Genomic DNA, 26,574 nt, shown 5'->3' with positions numbered 1-26,574 from the left:
AAGTGGCACGTTATATCGGCCCCAAAGCCAAGCTGTCCCGCCGTGAAGGCACCGACCTGTTCCTGAAGAGCGCGCGCCGCTCGCTCGCCGACAAGTGCAAGCTCGACAGCAAGCCGGGTCAGCACGGCCGTACCTCGGGCGCACGTACGTCCGACTATGGTACGCAGCTGCGCGAAAAGCAGAAGGTCAAGCGTATCTACGGCGTGCTGGAGCGTCAGTTCCGCCGCTACTTCGCTGAAGCCGACCGCCGCAAGGGCAACACGGGTGAAAACCTGCTGCAACTGCTCGAGTCGCGCCTCGACAACGTCGTGTATCGCATGGGCTTCGGCTCGACCCGCGCTGAAGCGCGTCAGCTGGTGAGCCACAAGTCGATCACGGTGAATGGCGTCGTCGCGAACGTCCCGTCGCAGCAAGTGAAGTCGGGTGACGTCGTCGCGATTCGCGAAAAGGCGAAGAAGCAAGCGCGTATCGTCGAAGCGCTGTCGCTGGCCGAGCAAGGCGGCATGCCGAGCTGGGTTGCAGTCGATGCGAAGAAGTTCGAAGGCACGTTCAAGCAAATGCCGGAACGCGCTGAAATCGCAGGCGACATCAACGAAAGCCTGATCGTCGAATTGTATTCGCGTTAATCCGATTGACGGCCGAGGTACCCCGATTGCGTTGCGCAAGGAGGGGCCTCGGCTGTTTATTTTCTGGTTGTTACCGGTCAGCCTTATCGGTGTAACGAGCCGAGGGTATTGAAAAGGAAAGCCCATGCAAACCAGTTTGCTGAAACCCAAGATCATCGCCGTGGAATCGCTGGGCGAGAACCACGCGAGGGTGGTCATGGAACCGTTCGAACGCGGTTACGGCCATACCTTGGGCAATGCGCTTCGCCGCGTGCTGCTGTCGTCGATGGTCGGCTACGCGCCGACCGAAGTCACGATCGCAGGCGTGGTGCACGAGTACTCGACGCTGGATGGCGTGCAGGAAGACGTCGTCAACCTGCTGCTGAACCTGAAGGGCGTGGTGTTCAAGCTGCATAACCGTGACGAAGTGACGGTTACGCTGCGCAAGGAAGGTGAAGGCGTTGTCACGGCCGGCGATATCGAGCTGGCTCACGATTGCGAAGTCATCAACCCGAATCACGTGATTGCGCACCTGTCGAAGGGCGGCAAGCTCGACGTTCAGATCAAGATCGAAAAGGGTCGCGGCTACGTGCCCGGCAACGTCCGTCGCTACGGCGAAGACACGGCCAAGATCATCGGCCGCATCGTCCTCGACGCATCGTTCTCGCCGGTTCGCCGCGTGAGCTACGCGGTCGAAAGCGCACGTGTCGAACAGCGTACCGACCTCGACAAGCTCGTGATGAACATCGAAACGAGCGGCGTGATCACGCCGGAAGAGGCGATCCGTCAATCGGCCCGCATCCTGGTCGACCAGCTGTCGGTGTTCGCGGCGCTGGAAGGCACGGAAACGGCAGCCGAAGCGCCGTCGCGTGCACCGCAGATCGATCCGATCCTGCTGCGTCCGGTGGACGATCTCGAGCTGACGGTTCGTTCGGCGAACTGCCTGAAGGCCGAGAACATCTACTACATCGGCGACCTGATCCAGCGCACGGAAAACGAGCTGCTGAAGACGCCGAACCTCGGTCGCAAGTCGCTCAACGAGATCAAGGAAGTACTCGCTTCGCGCGGTCTCACGCTGGGCATGAAGCTCGAAAACTGGCCGCCGGCTGGTCTCGACAAGTAAGCCCGGTTGTTGCAGTAGTTGGCAAAGATGCGGATTTTCCTTTAAAATCCGCATCTTGCTTTTTTCGCTACCGGCCCGTGCACCCGTCGAGGTGCGATAGAAGAGCTGGATCAAAACTTTGAATCAAGGAAACTGAAATGCGCCATCGTCATGGTCTGCGGAAACTGAACCGCACGAGCAGCCACCGTCTGGCTATGCTCCGTAACATGTCCAACTCGCTGATCGAGCACGAAGTCATCAAGACGACGCTGCCGAAGGCGAAGGAACTCCGTAAAGTCGTCGAGCCGCTGATCACGCTCGGCAAGAAGCCGTCGCTGGCAAACCGTCGCCTGGCGTTCAACCGCCTGCGCGATCGTGACTCGGTGGCGAAGCTGTTCGACGTGCTCGGTCCGCGTTTCGCGAACCGTCCGGGCGGCTACCTGCGCGTGCTGAAGTTCGGCTTCCGCGTCGGCGACAACGCACCGATGGCACTGGTCGAGCTGCTCGATCGTCCGGAAGTCGACGAAACGGAAAACGTGCAAGAAGCCGAGTAAGCTTCCGGTACGCAGCAGTATCTGAAAGGGGCCGAGCAATTGCTTGGCCCTTTTTGTTTTCGAGGTGCCGGCTGCGATCGATTGTCGCGGGGCGGTGCCGGCAGCGTTGTGCGTGCTGCGCTACGATACGGGGCAGCCGGCGCGTGCCCCAGGTGGCCACCCGTGTCGGCAGGAGCCGATAGACCAGCCAGGAGGGCGCGGATGATAGTGGTGCTGATGCTGACGACGGTACCCGATGCGGCGACGGCAGCGGCCCTTTCCGACGGCGCGCTCGACGCGCGGCTTGCCGCTTGCGTGTCGGAGCTCGGCGCGATCAGGTCGCGCTATCACTGGCAGGGCAAGGTCGAAACGGCCGACGAGATCCAGTTGCTGTTCAAGACGAGCCCCGTGCGGGCGCTCGAACTGGAGCGATTTATTCTCGCGCATCATCCATACGAGACGCCCGAAATCGTCTCCTGGCAGGCGACGGCTTCGGCTGCGTACGGTCAGTGGGTGACCAGCGAAACTCAACGTCTATTTCATGTTTAACGGTATGGCGCTTTCCGTGCGTGCGCGCGCGCTGCGGCTCATCGCAGTCCTGTTTTCGTTCGTGTTCGTATTGGGCGGCCTGTCGGTTGCCCGGGCGGCCGACGATTTCCTCGATCCGTCGGTGGCGTTCAAGTTCAGTGCGAGCGAATCGCCTGGGCAGGTGGACGTCCGCTTCAAGGTGGCCAACGGCTACTACCTGTACCGCGAGCGATTTGCGTTCGCGGTGAAGAGCGGGCAGGCGACGCTCGGCGAGCCGCAATTCCCGGCGGGTCACGTGAAGTTCGACCAGACGTTCCAGAAGGACGTCGAGACCTATCGTGACGAAGTCGTCGTGCACGTACCGGTCAAGCAGGCATCGGGGCCGTTCGAGCTCGCCGTGACGTCGCAGGGGTGCGCCGACGAGGGCATCTGCTATCCGCCGGCCGAGCACGTCGTGAAGGTCGATGGCGCCGCATTGGGCGCAGCGGCACCGTCGTCGGGCGACGCGGCGGCCGCGGGCAGCTGGTTCGACAAGGTCACGAGCGCCGATTTCGCGCAGTCGCTGCTCGAAGGGCATGGTTTTTTCACGATCGTCGCACTGTATTTCGTCGCCGGCGTCGTGCTGAGCCTCCTGCCGTGTTCGTATCCGATGATTCCGATCGTGTCCGCGATCATCATCGGCCAGGGCACGCGCGCGACGCATGCGCGCGGCTTCGCGCTGTCGCTCACCTATGTGGTCGGCATGGCGCTGGTCTACACGGTGCTCGGCATCGCCGCGGCGCTGGTCGGCCAGAGCCTCGGCGCGTGGCTGCAGAATCCGTGGGTGCTCGGCGCATTCGGCGTGCTGCTGACCGCGTTTGCCGTGTCGCTGATTTCGGGCAAGGACCTCGCGCTGCCCGCACGCTGGCAGAATGGCGCGGCCGAGGCGTCGAGCGCACGCCAGGGCGGCCATTTCATCGCGGTCGCGGCGATGGGTGCGCTGTCGGCGCTGGTCGTCGGCGCCTGCATGACGGCGCCGCTGTTCGCGGTGCTCGCGTTCATCGCGCACACCGGCAATGCGCTGCTCGGCGGGGCCGCGCTGTTCGCGATGGGGCTGGGGCTCGGCGTGCCGCTGCTCGTCGTCGGCGTCGGTGCCGGGACGGTGCTGCCGCGCGCGGGCGCGTGGATGGACGGCGTGAAGGTGTTCTTCGGCATCGTGCTGCTCGCGGCCGCTCTGTGGATCGTCTGGCCGGTGCTCGCGGGCGGGCTGAAGATGGTGCTCGCCGCGTTGTGGCTGCTGATCGCGGCCGCGGCGCTCGGGCTGTTCACGCCGAATGCCGGCGCCGCATCGATCTGGCGGCGCCTGGGCCGAGGCCTCGGCGCCGCGCTCGCAATCTGGGCGGCGACGCTGCTCGTTGGCCTTGCCGCGGGGTCGACCGATCCCGTCAAGCCGCTGGCCGTGCTCGCGGCGCGTACGGTGGCGTCGGGCGGTGCTGCGGCATCGGCCGGTGCGGCTGCCGCACAGGACGGCCCGGCGTTCGCGTCGGTGCGCTCCAGCGGAGAACTCGACGCGCTGCTGAAGACGTCGGGCCAGCCCGTGATGCTCGACTTCTACGCCGACTGGTGCGTGAGCTGCAAGGAGATGGAGCATCTGACGTTTAGCGATGCGCGCGTGCAGGCGCGGCTCGCGCAGCTGCACCTTGTGCGCGCCGACGTCACCGCGAACAACCCGGACGACCAGGCCCTGCTGAAGCGCTTCAACCTGTTCGGGCCGCCGGGCATCATCTTCTTCGATCGCAGCGGCAACGAGATCGGGCGCGTGGTCGGCTACCAGGCCGCCGAGACCTTTCTGCGCAGTCTCGACCGGGCCGCCGTTCCGACGGCATGACGGCACCCGCCGGGCAAGCGACGGCAGCGAGCCGGGGCGCGCGTGCGGCATGAGCCGATATCCGGCTGGACGGGCGGAATCGAGCGACGGCAAACAAAAAACGGCGGGACACCGAAGTGTCCCGCCGTTTGTGTTTCCGCCCGCCGGCGGGTAATCAGCGCTGCGCTTTCAGCAGGCGCGCGGCGTCGAGCGCGAAGTACGTGAGTACGCCGTCGGCGCCCGCGCGCTTGAACGCGAGCAGCGATTCGAGCACGACCTTGTCGTGGTCGAGCCAGCCGTTCATCGCAGCCGCCTTCAGCATCGCGTATTCGCCGCTTACCTGGTACACGTAGGTCGGGAAGCGGAACTCGTCCTTCACGCGGCGCACGATGTCGAGATACGGCATGCCGGGCTTGACCATCACCATGTCGGCGCCTTCGTCGATGTCGAGGCGCACCTCGCGCAACGCTTCGTCGCTGTTCGCCGGATCCATCTGGTAGGTCATCTTGTTGCCCTTGCCCAGATTGGACGCCGAGCCGACGGCGTCGCGGAACGGGCCGTAGAACGCCGACGCGAACTTGGCCGAATAGGCCATGATGCGCGTGTGGACGTGGCCGTCGCTTTCCAGCATTTCGCGGATCGCGCCGATGCGGCCGTCCATCATGTCCGACGGCGCGACGATGTCGACGCCGGCTTCCGCCTGCGTACGCGCCTGGTCGACCAGGATCTCGATCGTATCGTCGTTGATCACGTAGCCCAACTCGTCGAGCACGCCGTCCTGGCCGTGGCTCGTGTACGGATCGAGTGCGACGTCGGTCAGCACGCCGAGCTCGGGGAAGCGCTTCTTCAGCTCGCGCACCGCACGGGGGATCAGGCCTTCCGGATTGGCCGCTTCGCGGCCGTCGGGCGTTTTCAGCGATGGCTCGATGGCCGGGAACAGCGACAGCACGGGCACGCCGAGTTCGACGCATTGCTCGGCGACGTGCATCAGCAGATCGACGGACACGCGCTCGACGCCGGGCATCGACGGCACCGGCTGGCGTTCGTTGGCGCCTTCGACGACGAACACCGGATAGATCAGGTCGTCGGTGGTCAGGCGGTTTTCGCGCATCAGGCGCCGGGAGAAGTCGTCGCGGCGCATCCGGCGCGGACGATGAAGCGGATGGAAGCTCATGGCGATTGGGCAGAAATCAGGGCAGTAAGGACCTTACGGAACCCTTAGGTCATTTTTGAGAGCGTTGGTATATGATAGCGATCGAGCGGTACGCGTTGCGTGCAGCTCCCCGCTTCTCCTCCCTGAGCGGGTGCCTGTCGTTTTTCGATTAGGCTGTTTGACCCGCCGTTCAACGGCGGGGTTTTTTTTGAGCCGGCCGAATCCGCAGGCGCCGTCAGGTGCGCGCCGCCGATCCCGGCCGCGCGCTGCCCGCTCATTGTGCAACAGGCTCGCTTTTTTCGTCGGCGGCGGACGGCCGCACCCAGCTCTCGATCAGCTCGTGCGCCTCGTCGAGCCCCGTGCGCTTCAGCGCGGAGAACAGCTGGACCGTCAGCTTGCCCTGGACACCCTGGTCGCGATACGCATCGAGCCCCTTTTGGGCGGTCCGCAGCGCATTGATGCTTTCCTGCCGCGTCAATTTGTCGCACTTCGTCAGCAGCGTGTGGATCGGCTTGCCGGTCGGCACGAACCACTCGATCATGCGGCGATCGAGATCGGTCAGCGGGCGGCGCGAATCCATCATCAGGATCAGGCCGCAGAGCTGCGAGCGCGTCGCGAGGTAGGACGACAGCAGCATTTCCCAGTGCGCCTTCGCGGCGCCGGGCACTTCGGCGTAGCCGTAGCCGGGCAGGTCGACGAGATTCGCGACGGGCTCGGCGGCCGGGCCGACGGAGAAGTAGTTGATGTGCTGCGTGCGGCCGGGCGTCTTCGACGCGAAGGCCAGCCGTTTCTGGTTGCACAGCACGTTGATCGCCGTCGATTTGCCGGCGTTCGAGCGGCCCGCGAACGCGATTTCCGGCTGCACCGTCGGCGGCAGGTCGCGCAGATGGTTGACGGTCGTGTAGAAGCGGGCTTGATGGAGCAGAAAGGCCATGGGAACCGGAAGGACGGGCGGCACGAGCCGCGTGGTGGAGGCGGGGTAGCCCCGATAGGCGCGGGAGCTTTCAGCACGATATTGTACAATACGGCGGTTTTGCCGAAGGCCACCGGGCGCCTGCCTCGCGCTTTTATGTGGCTTCTGCGGTAGACTGAACGCCGTCGTTTTTTGCAGAACCTCAAATTCCCACAAGACGAAACAGGGTGTGCGAATGAATCGACTGTGCAAGTCTCTGATGGTGCTTCAGGTTGCAGCAGGGTTCGTAGGTTTCGTGGCGGAGGCAAACGCGGCGGAGGCGGCAAAACCGGATCTCGATCGCGGCAAGGCGATTGCCGGGCAGGTCTGCGCGTCGTGTCACGGCGCCGACGGCAATAGCGCGTCGGGCAGTTTTCCGAAGCTTGCCGGCCAGCACCCCGAGTATCTGGTCAAGCAGTTGAACGACTTCAAGACGCAGTCGGGCGCGAAGGGGCCGGCGCGTACCAACGCGGTGATGGTCGGATTCGCGAGCGCGCTGAGCGCGGACGACATGCGCAACGTCGCCGCGTATTACGGGTCGCAGACGACGAAGCTCGGCACCGCCCGCGATGCGGCGACGGTGCCGATCGGCCAGAAGATCTATCGCGGCGGCATCGCGGAGAAGGGCGTCCCCGCCTGCGCGAGCTGCCACGGGCCGACGGGGCAGGGGATTCCGGTCCAGTATCCGCGTCTGTCGGGGCAGTGGGCCGATTACACGGTCGCGCAGTTGGCCGCGTTCCAGCAGGGTACCGGCGCGCGCAACAACAACGAGGCGATGCATCAGATCGCGACGCGGCTGTCGGACAACGAGATCAAGGCCGTCGCGGATTACATCGCGGGCCTGCGTTGAGCGGTCAGCCGCGAATGGAATGACCGGGCGCCCGAAGGGCAACCGGAGTCAGAACAAGAAAAGGGTGGGGCGCCGCGTCGTTGCGGCCGCCTTGCCCTTTTTTGTTGTCAGTCGGAGTGTGAATGAGCGTTACCACGTCGGGGTTGCAGTCGAAGTCGGGTCAGGGTGCGTCGAGGCGCGCGGTCGAGCTGCTGAGCTCGATGCGTTTCGCGATTGCGCTGCTGGTGGTGCTGTCGATTGCCAGCATCATCGGCACGGTCCTGACCCAGGACGACCCGTATCCGAACTACGTGAACCAGTTCGGGCCGTTCTGGGCGGACATCTTCCGCTCGCTCGGCCTGTACAGCGTGTACAGCGCGTGGTGGTTCATGCTGATCCTGATCTTCCTCGTCGTGTCGATCTCGCTGTGCGTGATCCGCAACGCGCCGAAGATGCTCGCCGATGCGAAGAGCTGGAAGGACAAGGTCCGCGAAGGCAGCCTGCGCGCATTCCACCACAAGGCCGAATACACGGCGTCCGGCACGCGTGTGACCGTCGCGGCGACGCTCGCCACGTTCGTCGCGAAGGCCGGCTACAAGCACGTCGTGCGTGAAACCGGCGACGCGACGCTGATCTCCGCGAAGCGCGGCGCGATGACCAAGTGGGGCTACATCTCCGCGCACCTGGCGATCGTCGTGATCTGTATCGGCGGCCTGCTCGACAGCAACCTGCCGATCAAATTCCAGATGCTGATCTTCGGCAAGAGCCCGGTCAACACGAGCGCGACGATCAGCGAGATCTCGCCCGACCATCGCCTGTCCGCGTCGAACCCGACGTTCCGCGGCTATGCCTGGGTGCCCGAGGGCCAGTTCGTGTCGACCGCGATCCTGAACCAGCCGAGCGGCTCGCTGATCCAGGACCTGCCGTTCTCGATCCAGCTCAACAAGTTCATCGTCGACTACTACACGACGGGCATGCCGAAGCTGTTCGCGAGCGACATCGTCGTGATCGATCGCGAGACGGGCCAGAAGATCCCGGCGCGCGTCGAAGTCAACAAGCCGTTCACGTACAAGGGCGTGTCGATCTACCAGTCGAGCTTCCAGGACGGCGGTTCGCAGATGCAGATGACGGCCTACCCGATGACGGGCGGCAACGCGAAGACCTTCCCCGTGCAGGGTACGATCGGCAGTTCGGCGCCGCTGCAGATGCCGGGCGCCGACGGCGACACGATCGAGTTCTCCGATTTCCGCGCGATCAACGTCGAGAACATGGCCGACGCGAACGGCAAGCCGGACGTGCGCGGCGTCGCGAAGACGGAGTCGCTGAAGGAGGTGTTCGACGAACGGCTCGGCTCCGGCGCGAAGACCTCGAAGCCGACGCAGCTGCACAACATCGGCCCGTCCGTGCAGTACAAGATCCGCGGCAAGGACGGCCAGGCGCGCGAATTCAACAACTACATGCTGCCCGTCGACATGAACGGCGAGCGCGTGTTCCTCGCCGGCGTGCGGGCGAGCCCGAACGATCCGTTCCGCTACATGCGGATTCCGGCCGACAGCCAGGATTCGATCGGCGAATGGATGCGCCTGCGCGCCGCGCTCGAGGATCCGGCCGTGCGCGCCGAAGCCGCCGCGCGCTTCGCGCAGCGTTCGCTGCCCGGCACCGATGCGTCGCTGCGCAGCCGCCTGCAGGACAGCGCGTCGAAGGTGCTGACCCTTTTTGCGGCGAGCGACGACAGCGTCGGGCGCGGCGCCGACGGCGAGCCGATCGGCGGCTTCCAGGCCGTGGCGACGTTCATCGACCGCTCGGTGCCGAAGGCCGAGCAGGAGAAGGCCGCGAGCCTGTTGCTGCGGATGCTCGAGGGCTCGATGTGGGAGGTGTGGCAGATCGCGCGCGAGCGGGCCGGCGAGCCGGCCGCGCAGCAGGGCGCCGACACGATCCGCTTCGTGCAGAACGCGATCAATGCGCTATCCGACAGCTTCCTGTATGGATCGCCCGTCTATTTGCAGCTTGATTCATTCAAGCAGGTGCAAGCTTCGGTATTTCAGTTGACGCGCGCACCCGGCAAGAATCTGGTGTATCTTGGCAGCCTGCTGCTGGTCGCCGGTATCTTCTCGATGTTCTACGTGCGAGAGCGGCGCCTCTGGTTCTGGCTGAAGGACGCCGGTTCGGGCGTCGACGTGGTGATGGCCATGTCCACGGCCCGCAAGACCTTCGATTTCGAGAAAGAATTCGTGCAGACGCGCGACGCGGCCGGCGTCGCCTTGCGCGCCGCCCCTCGCGATGCCGCGCCTGCCGGCACGGCATCGACGGCCCGCCCGCCTGCCGGCGGCGGTTCCGAATCCGAGAATTCCACCCGGTAACATCATGGATCTCACGCAAGTTTCCTCTTCCCGTCGGGCGTCGGCCCAGGCTCCGGCCGTGGCGCCGCTGTTCGACGACCGTCCGTTCCTCGCGCGCCTGTCGCTGCTCGACTGGCTGTTCGCACTGGCGCTCGTGGCGGGCGCGGGCTATGCGCTCGTGCACTACAACGGGCACATGAATTACTACGACAAGGTAGTGTTGATCGGCACCGTGCCGGCGCTGGTCACGCTCGGCTGGCGCTGGAAACCGGCGCGCCTGATGATGGCGTCGATCGCCGTGCTGGCGCTGCTGTCGATCCAGATCTACCAGGGCGATCTCGCGCGAGCGGATTCGGCGTTCTTCCTCAAGTACTTCCTGTCGAGCCAGTCGGCGATCCTGTGGATGAGCGCGCTGTTCGTGCTCGCGACTATCTTCTACTGGATCGGCTTGCTCGCGCGCTCGGAGACGGGCGCCGCGATCGGCCAGAAGCTCACGTGGGTCGCCGTGCTGATGGGCTTCACGGGGCTGATGGTGCGCTGGTACGAGTCCTACCTGATCGGTGCGGACGTCGGGCATATCCCCGTGTCGAACCTCTATGAAGTGTTCGTGCTGTTCAGCCTGATCACCGCGCTGCTCTATCTGTACTACGAAGGTCACTACGGCACGCGCTCGCTCGGCGCGTTCGTGCTGCTGGTCATCAGCGCGGCGGTCGGCTTCCTGATGTGGTACTCGGTCGCGCGCGATGCGCAGCAGATCCAGCCGCTCGTGCCGGCGCTGCAGAGCTGGTGGATGAAGATCCACGTGCCGGCGAACTTCATCGGCTACGGCAGCTTTGCGCTGTCGGCGATGGTGTCGGTCGCCTACCTGATGAAGGAGCGCGGCGTGCTCGCGGATCGCCTGCCGACGCTCGAGGTGCTCGACGACGTGATGTACAAGTCGATCGCGGTCGGTTTTGCGTTCTTCACGATCGCGACGATTCTCGGCGCGCTGTGGGCGGCCGAGGCATGGGGCGGCTACTGGAGCTGGGACCCGAAGGAAACCTGGGCGCTGATCGTGTGGCTGAACTACGCGGCATGGCTGCACATGCGCTTGATGAAGGGCCTGCGTGGCGCGGTTGCCGCATGGTGGGCGCTCACCGGCCTGCTGGTGACGACGTTCGCGTTCCTCGGCGTCAACATGTTCCTGTCCGGGCTGCATAGCTACGGCAAGCTGTAAGATTTCCGCCGCTCGTCCGACTACAAGACCGCCGGTGCACTGCGTGCCCGGCGGTTTTCTTTTGTAACGGGCGGGCGATCCGGGCGTCGAACGGCGCAAGATGGGGCGGGTCGAACGCCGATGACGCATGTGCGCCGCGCATGCAGGAGGAGCAGCACGATGTGGATCAAACGACCTGAACGGAACGTCCTGACCGGCGGCGATATCGCACTCGACGAAATCACGCCGCGCGAAATATTCGAGAACCGCCGGCGCATCCTGCAGGCGGCCGGCCTCGCCGCGGCGGGCGGGTTGCTCGGCGCCAGCGGCACGGCCTTCGCCGCGTATGCGTCCTCCGACGCGCGGGCCGCGAAGCTCGCGGCGAAAACGAATCCGAAGTTCGTCGCGGCCGACAAGGTGACGCCGTTCAAGGACATCACGTCCTACAACAACTTCTACGAATTCGGCACCGACAAGAGCGACCCCGCCCAGAATGCCGGTACGCTGCGGCCGCGCCCGTGGCGCGTGAGCGTCGAGGGCGAGGTGCAGCACCCGAAGGTGTTCGATCTCGACGAACTGCTGAAGCTCGCGCCGCTCGAGGAGCGCGTGTACCGGCTGCGCTGCGTCGAGGGGTGGTCGATGGTGATCCCGTGGATCGGCGTCCCGTTGTCCGAACTGATCAAGCGCGTGCAGCCGACCGGCAACGCGAAATACGTGCAGTTCATCACGCTGGCCGATCCGTCGCAGATGCCGGGCCTCTCGACCCCCGTGCTCGACTGGCCGTACTCGGAAGGGCTGCGGATGGACGAGGCGATGCATCCGCTGACGCTGCTGACGATGGGCGTCTACGGGCAGGTGCTGCCGAACCAGAACGGCGCGCCGGTGCGGATCGTCGTGCCCTGGAAGTACGGCTTCAAGAGCGCGAAGTCGCTCGTGAAGATCCGCTTCGTCGACAAGCAGCCGAAGACGAGCTGGAACACCTACGCATCGAACGAGTACGGCTTCTATTCGAACGTGAACCCGAATGTCGATCATCCGCGCTGGAGCCAGGCGACCGAGCGGCGCATCGGCGAGGACGGCTTCTTCACGCCGAAGCGCAAGACGCTGATGTTCAACGGCTACGGCGACCTGGTCGCGTCGATGTATCAGGGCATGGACCTGAAGCGGAACTTCTGACCGCGATGACGAGAAACGACATGCCTCCTTCGACATTGACGCAGGCACGGGCGGCCGGCGCAGGTGCGGCCGCCAGTGCCGCGCGGGCCGGGGCGATCCGTTCCGCCGCGCCGCGCTGGCTCGCGCCGGCCAAGGTGCTGGCGTTCGCGGCCGGCCTGTATCCGCTCGCGCGTCTCGTGCTGTTCGGGCTGACCGACCGGCTCGGCGCGAATCCGATCGAATTCATCACGCGTTCGACCGGCCTCTGGACGCTCGTGATGCTTTGCGTGACGCTCGCCGTCACGCCGCTCCGGCGCATGACGGGCGTTGCCGCACTGCTGCGCTTTCGCCGGATGATCGGATTGTTTGCGTTCTTTTACGTGACGCTGCACTTCACGACCTATCTGTGGTTCGACAAGTGGTTCGACGTCGTCGCGATCCTGAAGGACGTCGGCAAGCGCCCGTTCATCACGGTCGGCTTTGCCGCGTTCGTGCTGCTGATTCCGCTCGCCGTGACGTCGCCGCGCGCGATGGTGCGCCGCCTCGGCCGTCACTGGGCGACGCTGCACAGCGCGATCTACGCGATCGTGCTGTTCGGCGTGCTGCACTTCTGGTGGATGCGGGCCGGCAAGCACAATCTCGCGCAGCCGAAGCTCTACGCCACGATCGTCGCCGTGCTGCTCGGCTGGCGGCTGATCGCATGGGGATGGCGGCGCGTGCGCGCGTGACGCCGCGGCCCGAAAAAACAAAAGGCGACGACCGGGAAGTCATCGCCTTGTTTCGCAAGCCGCGCCGTGCGGTTACTTCGTGGCGGCCGGGCTCGATGCCGGTGCGGGGACGGGCGCGTTGCCGCTCGACAATTCGGGCGACAGCGTGAGCGGCGTGCCGGACGAATCGGGCACACTGTCGGTCGATGCGCTGTCGTCGGTCGGTTTCACGTCCGACGGCGGCGTGTCCGGCTGCTGGAGTGGCTTGGGCAGCGGAGGCACGGTGGGCAGATAGAGCGCGCCGCTTTGACCGCAGCCGGCAAGAATCGCCAAAGCCGCTACAATCGCGCTCATCCGGAAAACGACTCGCATGATCGTCCCTGAACAATTGAACCGATAGAGTTTAGCATGTCCGATACCGAATACCTGACCCGTGCCGAGGCCGTCCTGGCGGCCGTCGAGCGTACCGTCGACGCCGCGAACGACGGCGACCACGACATCGATCTGGAGCGCAACGGCAGCGTCCTCACGCTGACGTTCGAAAACGGCTCGAAGATCATCGTCAACCTGCAGCCGCCGATGAAGGAAGTGTGGATCGCCGCGAAGGCGGGCGGATTCCACTATCGTTTCATCGACGGCGCGTGGCGCGATTCGCGCACGGGCACCGAGTTCTTCTCGGCGCTCAGCGAATACGCGACGCAGCAGGCAGGCCTGCCGATCACGTTCGCCGAGTGACGTCCGGGGCCCGGCCCCGACGCGTCGTCCAAAACAAAAAGCGCCCCGCGGGGCGCTTTTTGTTGGTCCGGGCCGCCGGTCAGTGGGCCTGGAACAGGTTCATGATGTCCTGCTTTTCCTGCTCGTCGACGTGCGGTACGGTGGCGTCGACGTCCTGTGCGGCGGGTGCCTGCGGCACGCCGACCGTCGATACGAAGCCGTGGCCCGGCGTGAACTCGGTGAAGTACAACTCGCCGCCGAGCGATTCGACGCCGTCCGGCACCGTCGGCTTGAACTCGGGCACGCCCTTCAGCGCGGCGCTCATGTAGTCGATCCAGACCGGCAGCGACAGGCCGCCGCCCGTTTCGCGATCGCCGAGGCTGCGCGGGTTGTCGTAGCCGATCCATGCGATCGCGGCGAGCGTGTGCTGGTAGCCGGCGAACCATGCGTCGTGCGAGTCGTTCGTCGTACCGGTCTTGCCCGCGAGATCGGTGCGCTTCAGCACGTTGGTCCGTGCACCCGTGCCGCGCTGCGCGACGCTTTGCAGCAGGCTGTTCATCACATACGCGTTGCGCGCGTCGATCGCGCGCGGTGCGTTCTGCTCGGCGACGAGCGGCTGTGCGCGCGCGACGACGGCACCGTTCGGATCGGTGACTTCGGCGATCAGGTACGGATTGACGCGATAGCCGCCGTTCGCGAACACCGAGTACGCGCCGGCCATCTGCAGCGGCGTGACCTGGCCGGCGCCGAGTGCCATCGGCAGGTAGGCCGGATGGCGTTCGGCGTCGAAGCCGAAGCGCGTGATGTATTGCTGCGCGTACTTCGTGCCGATGTGGTTCAGGATCCGGATCGACACGAGGTTGCGCGAACGCTGCAGCGCGGTACGCATCGACATCGGGCCTTCGAAGCCGCCGCCGTAGTTCTTCGGCTCCCACGGCTGGCCGCCCGTTTCGGCGGCGCTGAAATACAGCGGGCCGTCGTTGATCACGGTTGCCGGCCCGAGGCCCTTGTCGAGCGACGCCGAGTAGATGAACGGCTTGAACGACGAACCCGGCTGCCGCCACGCCTGCGTGACGTGGTTGAACTTGTTCTTGTTGTAGTCGAAGCCGCCGACGAGCGAACGGATCGCGCCGTCCTGCGGGACGATCGACAGGAACGCGCCTTCGACCTGCGGCAACTGCGTGATCGACCAGTTGCCGGTGTCGTTCTTCACGACGCGGACGATCGCGCCGGGGCGGATGCGGCGGTTGGGCTGCGCATTGGTCGACAGCGCGCCCGACGCGAATCGCAGGTTGTCGCCTTCGATCGTCGCCGTGCTGCCGTCGATGAACGCGACCGTGATCTGGCGCGGGCTCGCGGCCGTGACGACCGCGGCAATCAATTCGCCGTTGTCGGGGTGCTCGAGCAGCGCGTCGTCGATCGCCTGTTCGCGGTCGTCGGCGCCGGCCGGCAGCTCGATGAAGCCTTCCGGCCCGCGATAGCCGTGGCGGCGCTCGTAATCCATGATGCCCTTGCGCAGCGCGGTGTACGCGACCTGCTGGTCCGCGGAGTCGACGGTCGTGACGACGTTGAAGCCGCGCGTGTAGGTCTCCTCGCGGTACTGCGCGTACATCATCTGGCGGACCATTTCCGCGACGTACTCGGCGTGCACGCTGAAATCGCGGCTCGGACCCTTGACGACGAGCGGCTGCGCGACGGCTTCGTCGTACTGTTCGCGCGAGATGAAGTTCAGCTCGAGCATTCGCTGCAGGATGTATTCCTGGCGCACCTTCGCACGCTTCGGATTGACGACCGGGTTATACGCGGACGGCGCCTTCGGCAGCCCCGCGAGCATTGCCGCCTCGGCCAGCGTGATGTCCTTCAGGTCCTTGTCGAAGTAGACCCGCGCGGCACTCGCAAACCCGTAGGCGCGCTGGCCGAGATAGATCTGATTCATGTAGACCTCGAGAATCTGATCCTTCGTCAGCGCGCGCTCGATCCGGTAGGCGAGCAGCATCTCGTAGATCTTGCGCGTGTAGGTCTTCTCGCTCGACAGGAAGAAGTTGCGCGCGACCTGCATCGTGATCGTGCTGGCGCCCTGCGACGCGTGGCCGTTCGTCAGCGCGACGAAGCCGGCGCGGACGATGCCGGTGAGGTCGACGCCGCCGTGATCGTAGAAGCGCGCGTCCTCGATCGCCAGGATCGCCTTCTTCAGCGAGTCGGGCACGTCCTTGAAATGAACGACGTCGCGGCGCTCCTCGCCGAATTCGCCGATCAGGACGTGATCGGACGTATAGATGCGCAGCGGCACCTTCGGGCGATAGTCGGTCAGCGCATCGAGCGACGGCATGTTCGGCCAGGCGACGACGAGCGCGTAGCCGAGCACGAGGCCGCCGGCCACGACGAGGGCCACGCATGTCGCGGCGAGGCCGAGCAGGACTTTTTGCCACCAGGGCCGCTTCTTCGGCTCCGGGGCAGGAGGCGGGGACGTAGGAGTCGTGGATTGCATAGGCATACCGGAAAACAGTCCCGCGATTATAGCTGCCCGGTAAGGCCGCTCCTGACACGGGGCGCGCCTGTCGCAAAGCGGCGGGCCGGCGTGCTTCCAGCATAGCCCTCGCGGGTTCGCCGCGAGCGGATGCTGGCCGTTCGGCCGACTGTCGGCCGCGCCCACCGCTTTGCAGAATCAGGTCTCGGACACGCGGCATGGGCCGCGACGATCTCGGGAGGCGGCATGGCGGGACGATGGGTGGCACGGTTTGCGCGGGGCAGGCACCGGTCGACGGGTATCGACGTCGGCGCGGACGAGGTGAGGGTGGTCGTGCTGGGCCGGCGCGGCCGGGGCGCGGATGTGTGCATCGAGGGGCTCGACCGGGAGCCGGTCGGGTTGGCGGGCGGGCCGGAAGACGCGCGCTGGGCGGCGGTCGCGCGTGCGCTGTCGGCAGCGGTGTCGCGGCTGTCGGCGGCCGACGTACGGTGCGACGCACGCGGCGTGATGGCGTTGCACGACGACGAGATGCGCACCGCGACGCTCGATCTGGCCGGGCGAGACGACGTCCAGGACGCGGCACGGCAGGCGGCCGAGCGGATCTCGGGGCTGGCGCCGGACAGCCTGGCGTTCGACTGGCGGCACGACGGCGCCACACGGTCCGGCGAGATCGAGATTGCCGTGGCACCGCTGGCGCTGCTCGAACGGCGGATCGACGTGGCCGCCCAGGCCGGTGTCGACCTGACGGTGGTCGACGGCGAGTCGGCCGCCGCGCTGCGTGCATTGCGCTATGCCGCGCACTTCGAGCCCGCCGCGCAGGGCGCCTGCGCGGCGCTCTGGTTCCATGACTCGGGGGTACATGGATGGCGCATCGACGGCCCGTTGGCCGTGCCGGTGCTGACGCTGTCCGGTACCGTTCCGGGGGCGTTCTCCGACGCATTGCGCCAGAGAGCGCTGGGGGCCGTGCGTTGCGTACTCGTGGCGGGGGACGAGCGGTGCATTGCCCGCCTGGGTACGTCCGTCGCCGAGATCGGCGACGTGCTCGGCACGATCGCGGTGCCCTTCGAATGCGCAGGGCGGGACGGGCCGCCGTGTTCGCCGGTCGGGGTGCCGGGCGGCCCTGCATTCGCCGTTGCCTTCGGGCTGGCGTTGCGCGGGGTGTGGGAATGACGGCGGATCGTGTGGGGGCGGGCGGTTTCAACCTGCTGCCGTACCGCGAGCGGCTGGCGCAGGCATCCCGACGTCGTCGGGCTGCGCAATGCGGCGGGGCGATTCTGCTCGGCGCGCTGGGCGTCGGCCTGTGGACGGGCGCGGCCACGTGGTCGAGGTGGCGTGTGGATGCCGAGCGTGCGGGCGTGGAGGCGCGGCTGCGGCAGTTGCATCCGCAGGTGGGCGCCGCGACGCGCGCCGTCGAAGCGGTGGCCGTCGCGGCCCAGCGCGATGCGCAGGCAGCCGCGCTTGCCCTGCCTTACCGGCGCGCTGCCGGTTTGCTGGCGGCACTGGCCCGGGTGCGCGACGGCACCGTCCGGCTCGACGCGCTGCGTACGACGTCGGCCGGTGCGGTGCTCGATATCCGTGCCGCGAGTTACCGTGCGGCCGCGAGATGGCTCGCGGGGATCGCACGTGAGCAGCACGACTGGCGGATCGATATCGATGCGTTGAAGCCTGCGTCGGGTGCCGGGGCGAGCACGGACGGGATGCCGTTCAAGTTTTCGGTCCATCTGCATTGGCAGGACGCAACGCAGTCGCGGGCTGTATCGGGAGGCGGCGCATGACGGCGCTCATGGATCGGGCCACGCCGCACGGCGCCGCATGGTGGGGCGGCTTGCGGCGAATGTCGCCGCAGGCGGCGCACATCGCAGGCTGTGTGGCCGCATTCTCGGCCGTGCTGGCGGGCGGCATTCATCTGGCGAATGCCGCCGACTGGAGCGGGCTCGCGCATGGTCGCGCACTGTTGGCGGCGGCGCAGGCCCGTGCCGCCGACGCGCAGCGGGTAATCGAAGCCGCGGCGCGGCGGCGCGACCTGCATCCGGAGCCATCGCGGGACGACAGTTTGCCGCGGGTGCCGGAGTGGGCCGAACTGATGCTGGAACTGGCCGACCTCGCTGCTTCGGGCGGGCTGCACGGCGTATCGCTCGAACCGCAACGCGCCGACGGTGCTGCACCGGACAGCCGCCGGCGCACGGTGCGCATCGTCGCGGATGGCGGCTTTCGCGCGTTGCTGAGCGTGGTCGGCGGGCTGGCGCGCTTTCCGGTATTGGCGGTGCCGTCTGCGTTGCGCGTCGAACGCGGCACGCAGTCCGCGCGCGTGGAAATATCCGTCGACGTGTTTCCCGGGTTGCAAGCGGCAACGTTCATGGGTGGCGAGGCGCAGGTTCTGGCTGCCGCGCCCGATGCCGATCCGTTCGGCTGGGCCGTGGCGTCCGGAGACGCGGGGGCGGCTACCCGCCTGGCCGGCACGATTCGCGACGCGCGTGCCGGTCTCGCACTGTTCGACGACGGCGCTGGCACGTATGTGGCCGTGGTGCCCGGCGAAGCGCTCGGGATCGCGCGCGTGATGCGGGTCGATTCCGCAGCCGTGACGCTGGCGATGGCCGACGGCGCCTACCGGATCGTCCTGGGCGAAGGAGGACGGCCATGATCAGGCATCGGGGTCGGGCGCTTGTCGTCTGGGCAGGATTGACGGCGGCCGGTGCGAGCGCCGCGTTGCCGCCGTTGCCGGCAGACTGGCCCGTCGCGTCGATGGAGACGCCGGTGCCGGGCCTGCCGTTGCCGCAACGCATGGTGGACGGCGCGGACGGCATGGCGCCGGCTGAGGCTGGCCCGCTGCCGTTCGACCAGGCGGGGCGTGCGGCTCGGCAGGCGGAAGCTGCCACCCCGGCGTCAGGGCTGGAGGGGCCGCCGATCCCGCTGGCGCCCCCGGCGCGGATGAGCGATCCCGCGGCACGGCAACCGGGCGATGCCGACGACGAGCGGCGCATCTCGCTGCATTTGCAGGGAGCCGGGCTCGCGGCCGCGTTCGACGCGTTCGCACGGTTCACGGGGCTCAGCATCGTCGTCGGCGAGCAGGTGCGCGGCACCGTCACGTTGCGTCTGAACAATGTCCGCTGGCGCGATGCCTTCGACACGCTGCTCGATACGCACGGGCTTGCGATGTCCCGACGCGGCAACGTGATCTGGATCACACCGGCGGCCGAGCTGGCCGCACGCGAACGCGAGCGCTTCGACATGCATGCGCGGGCCGCCGACCTGGAGCCGCTCGCGAGCCGCACGTTCGCGCTGCACTATCCGCGCGCGCAGGACGTGCAGCGGCTGCTGGCGGGCGCGACCGGCCAGCGTCTGCTGTCCAAGCGGGGCGCGGCGGCGGCCGATCCGCGCATGAACCTGCTGTTCGTTACCGATCTCGCGCCGCGTCTCGTCCAGATCGCGAGCCTGATCGACGCGATCGACCGGCCGTCGCGGCAAGTCCGGATCGAGGCCCGCATCGTGGAGGGCGAACAGGGTTTCTCGCGCAACCTAGGTGCGCGCGTCGCGCTGCGTGCGCAGGGGCAGCCGTCGGCGGGCGACGGTGCCACGCCCGCGACCGGCCCGCGCAACGCGCTCGACCTTGCTGCGCGGCCGCTCGGCGGTTTCGAGGCGGCGACCGCCGGCTTCACACTGTTCGCCGCCCCGCTCAGCCGCGTACTCGACGTCGAACTGAGCGCGCTCGAGGCGCAGGGGCGGGGCCAGATCGTTTCGCGTCCGCGCGTGGTCACGGCCGACCGCATCAAGGCGATCGTCGAGCAGGGCTCCGAGTTGCCGTACCAGGCCAAGGTCGGCAACGGCGTGAGCGGCGTGCAGTTCCGCCGCGCGACGCTCAAGCTCGAGGTCGAGCCGCAAATTACGCCCGACGGGCGCGTCGTGCTCGACCTGGACGTGACCAAGGACAGCGTCGGCGAACCGACGGCGGCCGGCCCGGCGATTCATACGAAGCACGTGCAGACGCGCGTCGAGGTCGAGAACGGCGGGACGGTCGCGATCGGCGGGATCTATGAACAACTGACCCGGAACGATGTGACGCGCGTGCCGCTCTTGGGCAAAATACCGTTTCTGGGCGCGCTTTTCCGGCACCGCGCGCAGCGCGACCAGCGCAACGAACTGGTCGTCTTCATTACGCCGACCATTGTCGATGCGCGCTGCGATGCGGGCAGCGCGGGCGACGTGAATACCGAAATAACGGGGCCGGAAGCCGCCGGCGCAGGCTCGACAAGGCAGCCGCTTTGCCAGTAAGCTGCGCCACACACCAGCAAGATTGAAGCAGAGGAAGCCGTTGCAAGCGCGGGACCCACATGCAAACGTATTTTTCGTCGGCCTTATGGGAGCGGGTAAGACCACCGTGGGCCGCGCGGTCGCGCGTCGTCTCGACAGGACGTTCTTCGACTCCGACCACGAAATCGAGGCCCGCACGGGCGCGCGCATCCCGGTGATCTTCGAGATGGAGGGCGAGGGCGGGTTTCGCGATCGCGAAACGCAGGTGATCGCCGAACTCACGCAGCGCGAGAACATCGTGCTCGCGACGGGCGGCGGAGCGGTGCTGCGCCCGGAAAATCGCGATTTCCTGAAAAATCACGGCATCGTCGTTTATCTGCGCGCCAATCCACACGATCTCTGGTTACGCACCCGCAAGGACAAGAACCGCCCGCTGCTGCAGACCGACGACCCGAAGGGGCGTCTCGAGGCGCTGTATGAAGTGCGCGACCCGCTGTACCGCGAATGCGCGGATTTCGTCATCGAGACCGGCCGTCCGTCGGTCAACGGTCTCGTCAACATGGTGCTGATGCAACTCGAACTGGCGGGCGTCATTGCCAAGCCGCTACAAGCATGATTACTGTCAACGTCGACCTGGGCGACCGCGCCTACCCGATTCACATTGGCGCCGGCCTGATCGGCCGCGCCGAGCTGTTCGCGCCGCACATCAAGGGTTCGTCCGTCACGATCGTCACGAACACGACGGTCGATCCGCTGTACGGCGACACGCTGCGCGCGGCGCTCGCGCCGCTCGGCAAGCACGTGTCGACGGTCGTGCTGCCGGACGGCGAAGCGTACAAGAACTGGGAAACGCTGAATCTGATCTTCGACGGGCTGCTGACCGGGCGCGCCGACCGCAAGACCACGCTCGTCGCACTCGGCGGCGGCGTGATCGGCGACATGACGGGCTTTGCCGCCGCGTGCTACATGCGCGGCGTGCCGTTCATCCAGGTGCCGACGACGCTGCTGTCGCAGGTCGATTCGTCGGTCGGCGGCAAGACGGGCATCAACCACCCGTTCGGCAAGAACATGATCGGCGCGTTCTACCAGCCGCAGGCCGTGATCGCGGACATCGGCGCGCTGACGACGCTGCCCGACCGCGAGCTGGCCGCAGGCGTCGCCGAGGTCATCAAGACCGGTGCGATCGCCGATGCGGCATTCTTCGACTGGATCGAGGCGAACGTCGATGCGCTGAACCGTCGCGAACCGGCCGCGCTCGCGCACGCCGTGAAGCGCTCGTGCGAGATCAAGGCGAGCGTGGTTGCCGCCGACGAGCGCGAAGGCGGCCTGCGCGCCATCCTGAATTTCGGCCACACGTTCGGCCATGCGATCGAGGCCGGGCTCGGCTACGGCGAGTGGCTGCACGGCGAGGCGGTCGGCTGCGGGATGGTGATGGCGGGCGATCTGTCGGTGCGGCTCGGCCTGCTCGACGAAGCGTCGCGGCAGCGCCTCGACGCGGTGATCGCGGCCGCGCACCTGCCGACCCGCGGGCCCACGCTCGGCGATGACCGCTACATGGACCTGATGCGGGTCGACAAGAAGGCCGAGGCAGGCGCGATCAAGTTCATCCTGTTGAAGCGATTCGGCGATACGTTGATCACACAGGCGCCGGACGAGGCCGTGTTCGCTACACTGGCGCAGACAACCCGCTAACGGCGGCCCGGACGCCCCGGCGCCCCCAACCTGGAGGAGACGTGAGCGAGACATCCAGCAGTACACTGCCCGAAGCCATCCTCGCATCCGCCGCGCCGGTGGCCGAGCCGCCGACGCTGGCGGCGCTGGAAGCTCATCTCGCTCCGTATGCCGCGCACGCATTGCAGTCGCGTGGCCGCCGCCATCCGGAAACGCCGCCGGCGGCGCGCACCGAATTCCAGCGCGACCGCGACCGCATCGTCCATTCGACCGCGTTTCGCCGGCTCGAATACAAGACGCAGGTTTTCGTCAATCACGAAGGCGACCTGTTCCGCACGCGTCTCACGCACAGTCTCGAAGTCGCGCAGATCGCTCGCTCGGTCGCGCGCAACCTGCGCCTGAACGAGGATCTCGTCGAGGCGATCTCGCTCGCGCACGATCTCGGCCATACGCCGTTCGGCCATGCCGGGCAGGACGCGCTGAATGCATGCATGCGCGAGCACGGCGGTTTCGAGCACAACCTGCAGAGCCTCGCGGTCGTCGACGAGCTCGAGGAGCATTACGGCGCGTTCAACGGGCTGAACCTGTGCTTCGAGACGCGCGAAGGTATCCTGAAACACTGTTCACGCGAGAATGCGCGCAAGCTCGGCCCGCTCGGCGAGCGTTTCCTGCAGGGGCGCCAGCCGTCGCTCGAGGCGCAGCTCGCGAACATCGCCGACGAAATCGCCTACAACAACCACGATGTCGACGACGGCCTGCGCTCGGGCCTGATCACGATCGCGCAGCTCGCGGAAGTCGAGCTGTGGCAGCGCCACTACGAGGCGGCGCTCGCCGAATTCCCGCACCTCGAAGGACGCCGTCTCGTGCACGAGACGGTGCGGCGCATCATCAACACGCTGATCGTCGACCTGATCGACGAGACGACGCGCAACCTCGCGCGCGTCGCGCCCGCGTCGCTCGACGACGTGCGCGCCGCGCCGCCGCTCGTGTCGCACAGCGAAACGGTCGCCGCGCAGGCGGCCGCCCTCAAGCGTTTCCTCTTCAAGAACCTCTATCGCCACTACAAGGTGATGCGCATGGCGAGCAAGGCGCAGCGCGTCGTCACCGGGCTGTTCGACGCGTTCATCGACGATCCGCGCCTGCTGCCGCCGCCCTACCAGTCCGACGACGCCGCGCAGCAGCCGCGCCTCGTCGCGCACTACATCGCCGGCATGACCGACCGCTTCGCGCTGAAGGAATATCAGCGCCTGTTCGTCATCAGCGACAACTGACTGTCACAAACGATCACTAGACTTCGCCGGTTCAATGGCGACAGGAATGTTGCAGACGCGGTTGGTAACGTTTTCATAGGAGAGAGGTCGATGAAGAAGAAGCCTGCGGGGACCCTGGTTCGCTCGATCGCGCTCGGCGGCGCGCTGCTGTTCGGCGCGCAGCACGTGGCGTTCGCCGCGACGGAAATCCAGTTCTGGCATGCGATGGAGGCCGCGCTCGGCGAGCGGGTCAATGCGATCGCCGACCAGTTCAATGCGTCGCAGAGCGACTACAAGATCGTGCCGGTCTACAAGGGCACCTACGACCAGGCCCTCGCGGCAGGCATCGCCGCCTATCGCAGCGGTAACGCGCCGGCGATCCTGCAGGTCTACGAAGTCGGCACGGCCACGATGATGCAGGCGAAGAAGGCCGTCGTGCCCGTCTACGACGTGTTCAAGCAGGCCGGCGTGCCGCTCGACGAGAAGGCGTTCGTGCCGACCATCGCGAGCTACTACAGCGATGCGAAGACGGGCCACCTCGTGTCGATGCCGTTCAACAGCTCGACGCCGGTGCTGTACTACAACAAGGACGCGTTCAAGAAGGCCGGCCTCGATCCGAACCAGCCGCCGAAGACCTGGGCCGACGTGCAGGCCGATGCCGAGAAGCTGCGCAAGTCGGGGATGGCGTGCGGCTTCACGACCGGCTGGCAGGGCTGGATCCAGCTCGAGAATTACAGCGCATGGCAAGCGCTGCCGTTCGCGAGCCGCAACAACGGCTTTGACGGCACCGACGCCGTGCTCGAATTCAACAAGCCGCACCAGATCGCCCACGTCGCGTTCCTGCAGCAGATGGCGAAGGACGGCACGTTCACGTACGCGGGCCGCAAGGACGAAGCGTCGGCGAAGTTCTACAGCGGCGACTGCGGGATCATGACGACGTCGTCGGGCGCGCTCGCGAACCTGCAGAAGTTCGCGAAATTCAGCTTCGGCACGGGCATGCTGCCGTACGACGCGAACGTGAAGGGCGCGCCGCAGAACGCGATCATCGGCGGCGCGAGCCTGTGGGTGCTGGCCGGCAAGGATCCGGCGACCTACAAGGGCGTCGCGAAATTCCTCGCGTACCTGGCCTCGCCGGCCGTCGCCGCGAAGTGGCACCAGGACACCGGCTACCTGCCGGTGACGACCGCCGCGTACGACCTCACGCGCCAGCAGGGCTTCTATGCGAAGAACCCGAGCGCGGAAACCGCGATCAAGCAGATGCTGAACAAGCCGCCGCTGCCTTACACGAAGGGGCTGCGCCTGGGCAACATGCCGCAGATCCGCACGATCGTCGACGAGGAATTCGAGCAAGTCTGGGCGCAGAAGAAGTCGCCGAAGGACGCGCTCGATTCGGCGGCCTCGCGCGGCGACGAACTGCTGCGCCGCTTCGAGAAGTCGGGCGGCTGAGCGCGCATCGCTGCGTGCCGCCGGCCGTGCCGCGCCTGGGCGCGTGCCGGCCGGCGGCGCGGTTTCCTTTCCGTTTTGCCTGACCGGATATCCGCGATGCAATCCCGTTCCCGCTTCGGTACGAGCCTGGTGCCGTACCTGCTGATCGCGCCGCAGCTCGCGATCACCGCCGTGTTCTTCCTGTGGCCGGCCGGCGTCGCGCTGTGGCAGTCGACGCAGATGCAGGACGCGTTCGGCACCTCGAGCGAATTCGTCGGCTTCGCGAACTTCACGCACCTGTTCGCCGATCCGCTATATCTCGATTCGTTCCGCACGACGCTCGTGTTCAGTTCGCTCGTCACGGTGAGCGGGCTCGTCGTGTCGCTGCTGCTGGCCGCGTGCGCCGACCGCGTGATCCGCGGCGCGCGCGTGTACCGTACGCTGCTGATCTGGCCGTATGCGGTCGCGCCGACGATCGCGGCCGTGCTGTGGGCATTCCTGTTCAACCCGAGCATCGGCCTGATCACGTACGCGCTCGCGAAGGGCGGCATCGTGTGGAATCACGCGCTGAACGGCGGGCAGGCGATGTTCCTGGTCGTGCTCGCGTCGGTGTGGAAGCAGGTGAGCTACAACTTCCTGTTCTTCTATGCGGGCCTGCAGGCGATCCCGCGCTCGCTGATCGAGGCGGCGGCGATCGACGGCGCGGGGCCGGTGCGGCGCTTCTTCAACATCGTGCTGCCGCTGCTGTCGCCGACGAGCTTCTTCCTGCTGGTCGTGAACCTCGTCTACGCGTTCTTCGACACGTTCCCGGTGATCGACGCGGCCACCGGCGGCGGCCCGGCGCAAAGCACGAAGACGCTCATCTACAAGATCTTTGCGGAAGGTTTCCAGGGGCTCGATATCGGCAGTTCGGGCGCGCAGTCGGTCGTGCTGATGATCATCGTCGTCGGGCTCACGGTGATCCAGTTCCGCTTCGTCGAACGCAGGGTGCAATACGCATGATCGAAAATCGCAAGGGTTTCGACCTGTTCTGCCACGCGGTGCTGATCGCCGGCGCGGTGCTGGTCCTGTTTCCCGTCTACGTCGCGTTCTGCGCGGCGACGATGAACGCGCAGGAAGTGTTGACGGTGCCGCTGTCGCTCGTGCCGAGCACGCACCTGTTCGAGAACGTCGCGTACATCTGGGGGCACGGCAGCGGCGCCACGACGGCGCCGTTCGGCCTGCTGCTCGTGAACAGCTTCGCGATGGCGCTCGGGATCTCGGTCGGCAAGATCGCGGTGTCGATCCTGTCCGCCTACGCGATCGTCTATTTCCGCTTCCCGTTCCGCAACACCGCGTTCTGGCTGATCTTCGTCACGCTGATGCTGCCGGTCGAGGTGCGGATCTTTCCGACCGTGCAGGTCGTGTCGACGCTGCACCTGACCAACACCTACGCGGGGCTCACGTTGCCGCTGATCGCGTCGGCGACCGCGACGTTCCTGTTCCGCCAGTTCTTCATGACGCTGCCGGACGAGCTGATGGACGCCGCGCGCATCGACGGCGCCGGGCCGCTGCGGTTTTTCTGGGACGTCGTGCTGCCGTTGTCGAAGACGAGCATCGCGGCGCTGTTCGTGATCACCTTCATCTACGGCTGGAACCAGTATCTGTGGCCGATCCTGATCACGACGGAGGCGTCGCTGTCGACGGCGGTGGTGGGCATCAAGACGATGATCGCGAGCGGCGACGCCGCGACCGAATGGCAATACGTGATGGCGGCGACGCTGCTGGCGATGGTTCCGCCGCTCGTCGTCGTGCTGGCGATGCAGCGCTGGTTCGTGCGCGGCCTCGTCGATTCCGAGAAGTGAACAACGGACGG

25 protein-coding genes are annotated in these 26,574 nt (G+C 66.6%); 21 read left to right on the top strand and 4 right to left on the bottom strand.

Features of this window, described 5'->3' with window-relative positions:
- Nucleotides 1-2 precede the first annotated feature (2 nt).
- The 5 genes from rpsD (at nt 3) to dsbD (ending at nt 4,635) form a co-directional block, all read left to right on the top strand.
- Complete coding sequence (rpsD, locus tag GQ56_RS0118905) at nt 3-626, top strand: 30S ribosomal protein S4 (protein WP_011350679.1); 624 nt, start codon at nt 3-5, stop codon at nt 624-626.
- Between the two features lie 124 nt (nt 627-750).
- Nucleotides 751-1,728, top strand: a complete 978-nt coding sequence (locus GQ56_RS0118900; protein ID WP_006477176.1) for a DNA-directed RNA polymerase subunit alpha — start codon at nt 751-753, stop codon at nt 1,726-1,728.
- 137 nt (nt 1,729-1,865) lie between these two features.
- Nucleotides 1,866-2,261 (top strand): 50S ribosomal protein L17, encoded by a 396-nt coding sequence (gene rplQ / locus GQ56_RS0118895; RefSeq protein ID WP_006477175.1) that lies wholly within the window; start codon nt 1,866-1,868, stop codon nt 2,259-2,261.
- Between the two features lie 201 nt (nt 2,262-2,462).
- Entirely contained in the window at nt 2,463-2,789 is a 327-nt protein-coding gene (gene cutA / locus GQ56_RS0118890) for a divalent-cation tolerance protein CutA (RefSeq protein WP_031400139.1), read from the top strand.
- The gene (gene dsbD / locus GQ56_RS0118885; RefSeq protein ID WP_031400138.1) at nt 2,782-4,635 is read left to right on the top strand and encodes a protein-disulfide reductase DsbD; all 1,854 of its coding nucleotides are present in this window, start codon (nt 2,782-2,784) and stop codon (nt 4,633-4,635) included. The genes cutA and dsbD overlap by 8 nt, the downstream gene beginning before the upstream one ends.
- Nucleotides 4,636-4,789: 154 nt before the next feature.
- Here dsbD and hemB read toward each other — a convergent pair whose 3' ends face one another.
- Together hemB and yihA are read right to left on the bottom strand one after the other, a co-directional pair.
- Complete coding sequence (gene hemB / locus GQ56_RS0118880) at nt 4,790-5,788, bottom strand: porphobilinogen synthase (protein ID WP_031400137.1); 999 nt, start codon at nt 5,786-5,788, stop codon at nt 4,790-4,792.
- Nucleotides 5,789-6,041: 253 nt separating this feature from the next.
- Nucleotides 6,042-6,701, bottom strand: coding sequence for a ribosome biogenesis GTP-binding protein YihA/YsxC (yihA, locus tag GQ56_RS0118875; RefSeq protein WP_031400136.1), 660 nt, complete (start codon nt 6,699-6,701; stop codon nt 6,042-6,044).
- 214 nt (nt 6,702-6,915) lie between these two features.
- On the opposite strand from yihA, the gene GQ56_RS0118870 reads away from it, so the two are divergent.
- From GQ56_RS0118870 to msrQ, 5 genes are all read left to right on the top strand, one after another.
- Nucleotides 6,916-7,569, top strand: a complete 654-nt coding sequence (locus GQ56_RS0118870) for a c-type cytochrome (protein WP_031400135.1) — start codon at nt 6,916-6,918, stop codon at nt 7,567-7,569.
- A gap of 122 nt (nt 7,570-7,691) precedes the next feature.
- Nucleotides 7,692-9,908, top strand: coding sequence for a cytochrome c biogenesis protein ResB (locus tag GQ56_RS0118865; protein ID WP_031400134.1), 2,217 nt, complete (start codon nt 7,692-7,694; stop codon nt 9,906-9,908).
- A gap of 4 nt (nt 9,909-9,912) precedes the next feature.
- The gene (gene ccsB / locus GQ56_RS0118860) at nt 9,913-11,103 is read left to right on the top strand and encodes a c-type cytochrome biogenesis protein CcsB (RefSeq protein WP_031400133.1); all 1,191 of its coding nucleotides are present in this window, start codon (nt 9,913-9,915) and stop codon (nt 11,101-11,103) included.
- A 159-nt stretch (nt 11,104-11,262) separates the two neighbouring features.
- Entirely contained in the window at nt 11,263-12,258 is a 996-nt protein-coding gene (gene msrP / locus GQ56_RS0118855) for a protein-methionine-sulfoxide reductase catalytic subunit MsrP (protein WP_031400132.1), read from the top strand.
- Between the two features lie 20 nt (nt 12,259-12,278).
- Nucleotides 12,279-12,965, top strand: a complete 687-nt coding sequence (msrQ, locus tag GQ56_RS0118850) for a protein-methionine-sulfoxide reductase heme-binding subunit MsrQ (RefSeq protein WP_031400131.1) — start codon at nt 12,279-12,281, stop codon at nt 12,963-12,965.
- A 72-nt stretch (nt 12,966-13,037) separates the two neighbouring features.
- Here the strand turns inward: msrQ and lptM are convergent, their stop codons facing one another.
- Nucleotides 13,038-13,316: an LPS translocon maturation chaperone LptM gene (lptM, locus tag GQ56_RS41475; protein ID WP_034198886.1), complete on the bottom strand. Its 279-nt coding sequence runs from the start codon at nt 13,314-13,316 to the stop codon at nt 13,038-13,040.
- A gap of 36 nt (nt 13,317-13,352) precedes the next feature.
- Here lptM and cyaY point away from each other — a divergent pair, with 36 nt between their 5' ends.
- Nucleotides 13,353-13,679, top strand: coding sequence for an iron donor protein CyaY (cyaY, locus tag GQ56_RS0118840; protein ID WP_031400129.1), 327 nt, complete (start codon nt 13,353-13,355; stop codon nt 13,677-13,679).
- A gap of 79 nt (nt 13,680-13,758) precedes the next feature.
- Here cyaY and GQ56_RS0118835 read toward each other — a convergent pair whose 3' ends face one another.
- A complete protein-coding gene (locus GQ56_RS0118835) occupies nt 13,759-16,146 on the bottom strand; it encodes a penicillin-binding protein 1A (protein ID WP_152601785.1) in 2,388 nt (795 codons plus the stop codon).
- A 225-nt stretch (nt 16,147-16,371) separates the two neighbouring features.
- Between GQ56_RS0118835 and GQ56_RS0118830 the strand changes: the two genes are divergently transcribed.
- From GQ56_RS0118830 to ugpE, 10 genes are all read left to right on the top strand, one after another.
- Nucleotides 16,372-17,295 carry a type IV pilus biogenesis protein PilM gene (locus tag GQ56_RS0118830; RefSeq protein WP_031400127.1) on the top strand — a complete coding sequence of 308 codons (924 nt, stop codon included), beginning with the start codon at nt 16,372-16,374 and terminating at the stop codon, nt 17,293-17,295.
- Nucleotides 17,292-17,900: a hypothetical protein gene (locus GQ56_RS0118825; RefSeq protein ID WP_031400126.1), complete on the top strand. Its 609-nt coding sequence runs from the start codon at nt 17,292-17,294 to the stop codon at nt 17,898-17,900. Before GQ56_RS0118830 ends, GQ56_RS0118825 begins: the two co-directional genes overlap by 4 nt.
- Entirely contained in the window at nt 17,897-18,766 is an 870-nt protein-coding gene (locus GQ56_RS0118820) for a hypothetical protein (protein ID WP_031400125.1), read from the top strand. The genes GQ56_RS0118825 and GQ56_RS0118820 overlap by 4 nt, the downstream gene beginning before the upstream one ends.
- A complete protein-coding gene (gene pilQ, locus GQ56_RS0118815) occupies nt 18,763-20,394 on the top strand; it encodes a type IV pilus secretin PilQ (protein WP_031400124.1) in 1,632 nt (543 codons plus the stop codon). Before GQ56_RS0118820 ends, pilQ begins: the two co-directional genes overlap by 4 nt.
- Before the next feature lie 40 nt (nt 20,395-20,434).
- The gene (locus GQ56_RS0118810; protein WP_031400123.1) at nt 20,435-20,989 is read left to right on the top strand and encodes a shikimate kinase; all 555 of its coding nucleotides are present in this window, start codon (nt 20,435-20,437) and stop codon (nt 20,987-20,989) included.
- Nucleotides 20,986-22,065 carry a 3-dehydroquinate synthase gene (gene aroB / locus GQ56_RS0118805; protein ID WP_031400122.1) on the top strand — a complete coding sequence of 360 codons (1,080 nt, stop codon included), beginning with the start codon at nt 20,986-20,988 and terminating at the stop codon, nt 22,063-22,065. The genes GQ56_RS0118810 and aroB overlap by 4 nt, the downstream gene beginning before the upstream one ends.
- Nucleotides 22,066-22,106: 41 nt before the next feature.
- Entirely contained in the window at nt 22,107-23,315 is a 1,209-nt protein-coding gene (locus GQ56_RS0118800) for a deoxyguanosinetriphosphate triphosphohydrolase (RefSeq protein ID WP_031400121.1), read from the top strand.
- A 90-nt stretch (nt 23,316-23,405) separates the two neighbouring features.
- Nucleotides 23,406-24,740: a sn-glycerol-3-phosphate ABC transporter substrate-binding protein UgpB gene (gene ugpB, locus GQ56_RS0118795; protein ID WP_031400120.1), complete on the top strand. Its 1,335-nt coding sequence runs from the start codon at nt 23,406-23,408 to the stop codon at nt 24,738-24,740.
- Between the two features lie 96 nt (nt 24,741-24,836).
- Nucleotides 24,837-25,721, top strand: a complete 885-nt coding sequence (ugpA, locus tag GQ56_RS0118790; protein WP_031400119.1) for a sn-glycerol-3-phosphate ABC transporter permease UgpA — start codon at nt 24,837-24,839, stop codon at nt 25,719-25,721.
- Nucleotides 25,718-26,563, top strand: coding sequence for a sn-glycerol-3-phosphate ABC transporter permease UgpE (gene ugpE / locus GQ56_RS0118785; RefSeq protein ID WP_031400118.1), 846 nt, complete (start codon nt 25,718-25,720; stop codon nt 26,561-26,563). The genes ugpA and ugpE overlap by 4 nt, the downstream gene beginning before the upstream one ends.
- Nucleotides 26,564-26,574 lie beyond the last annotated feature (11 nt).

It is taken from the genome of Burkholderia paludis (assembly GCF_000732615.1).
Taxonomy (GTDB): domain Bacteria; phylum Pseudomonadota; class Gammaproteobacteria; order Burkholderiales; family Burkholderiaceae; genus Burkholderia; species Burkholderia paludis.
Note: the sequence above shows the minus strand (reverse complement) of the source record. Positions and strands in the feature narration are given on the sequence as shown.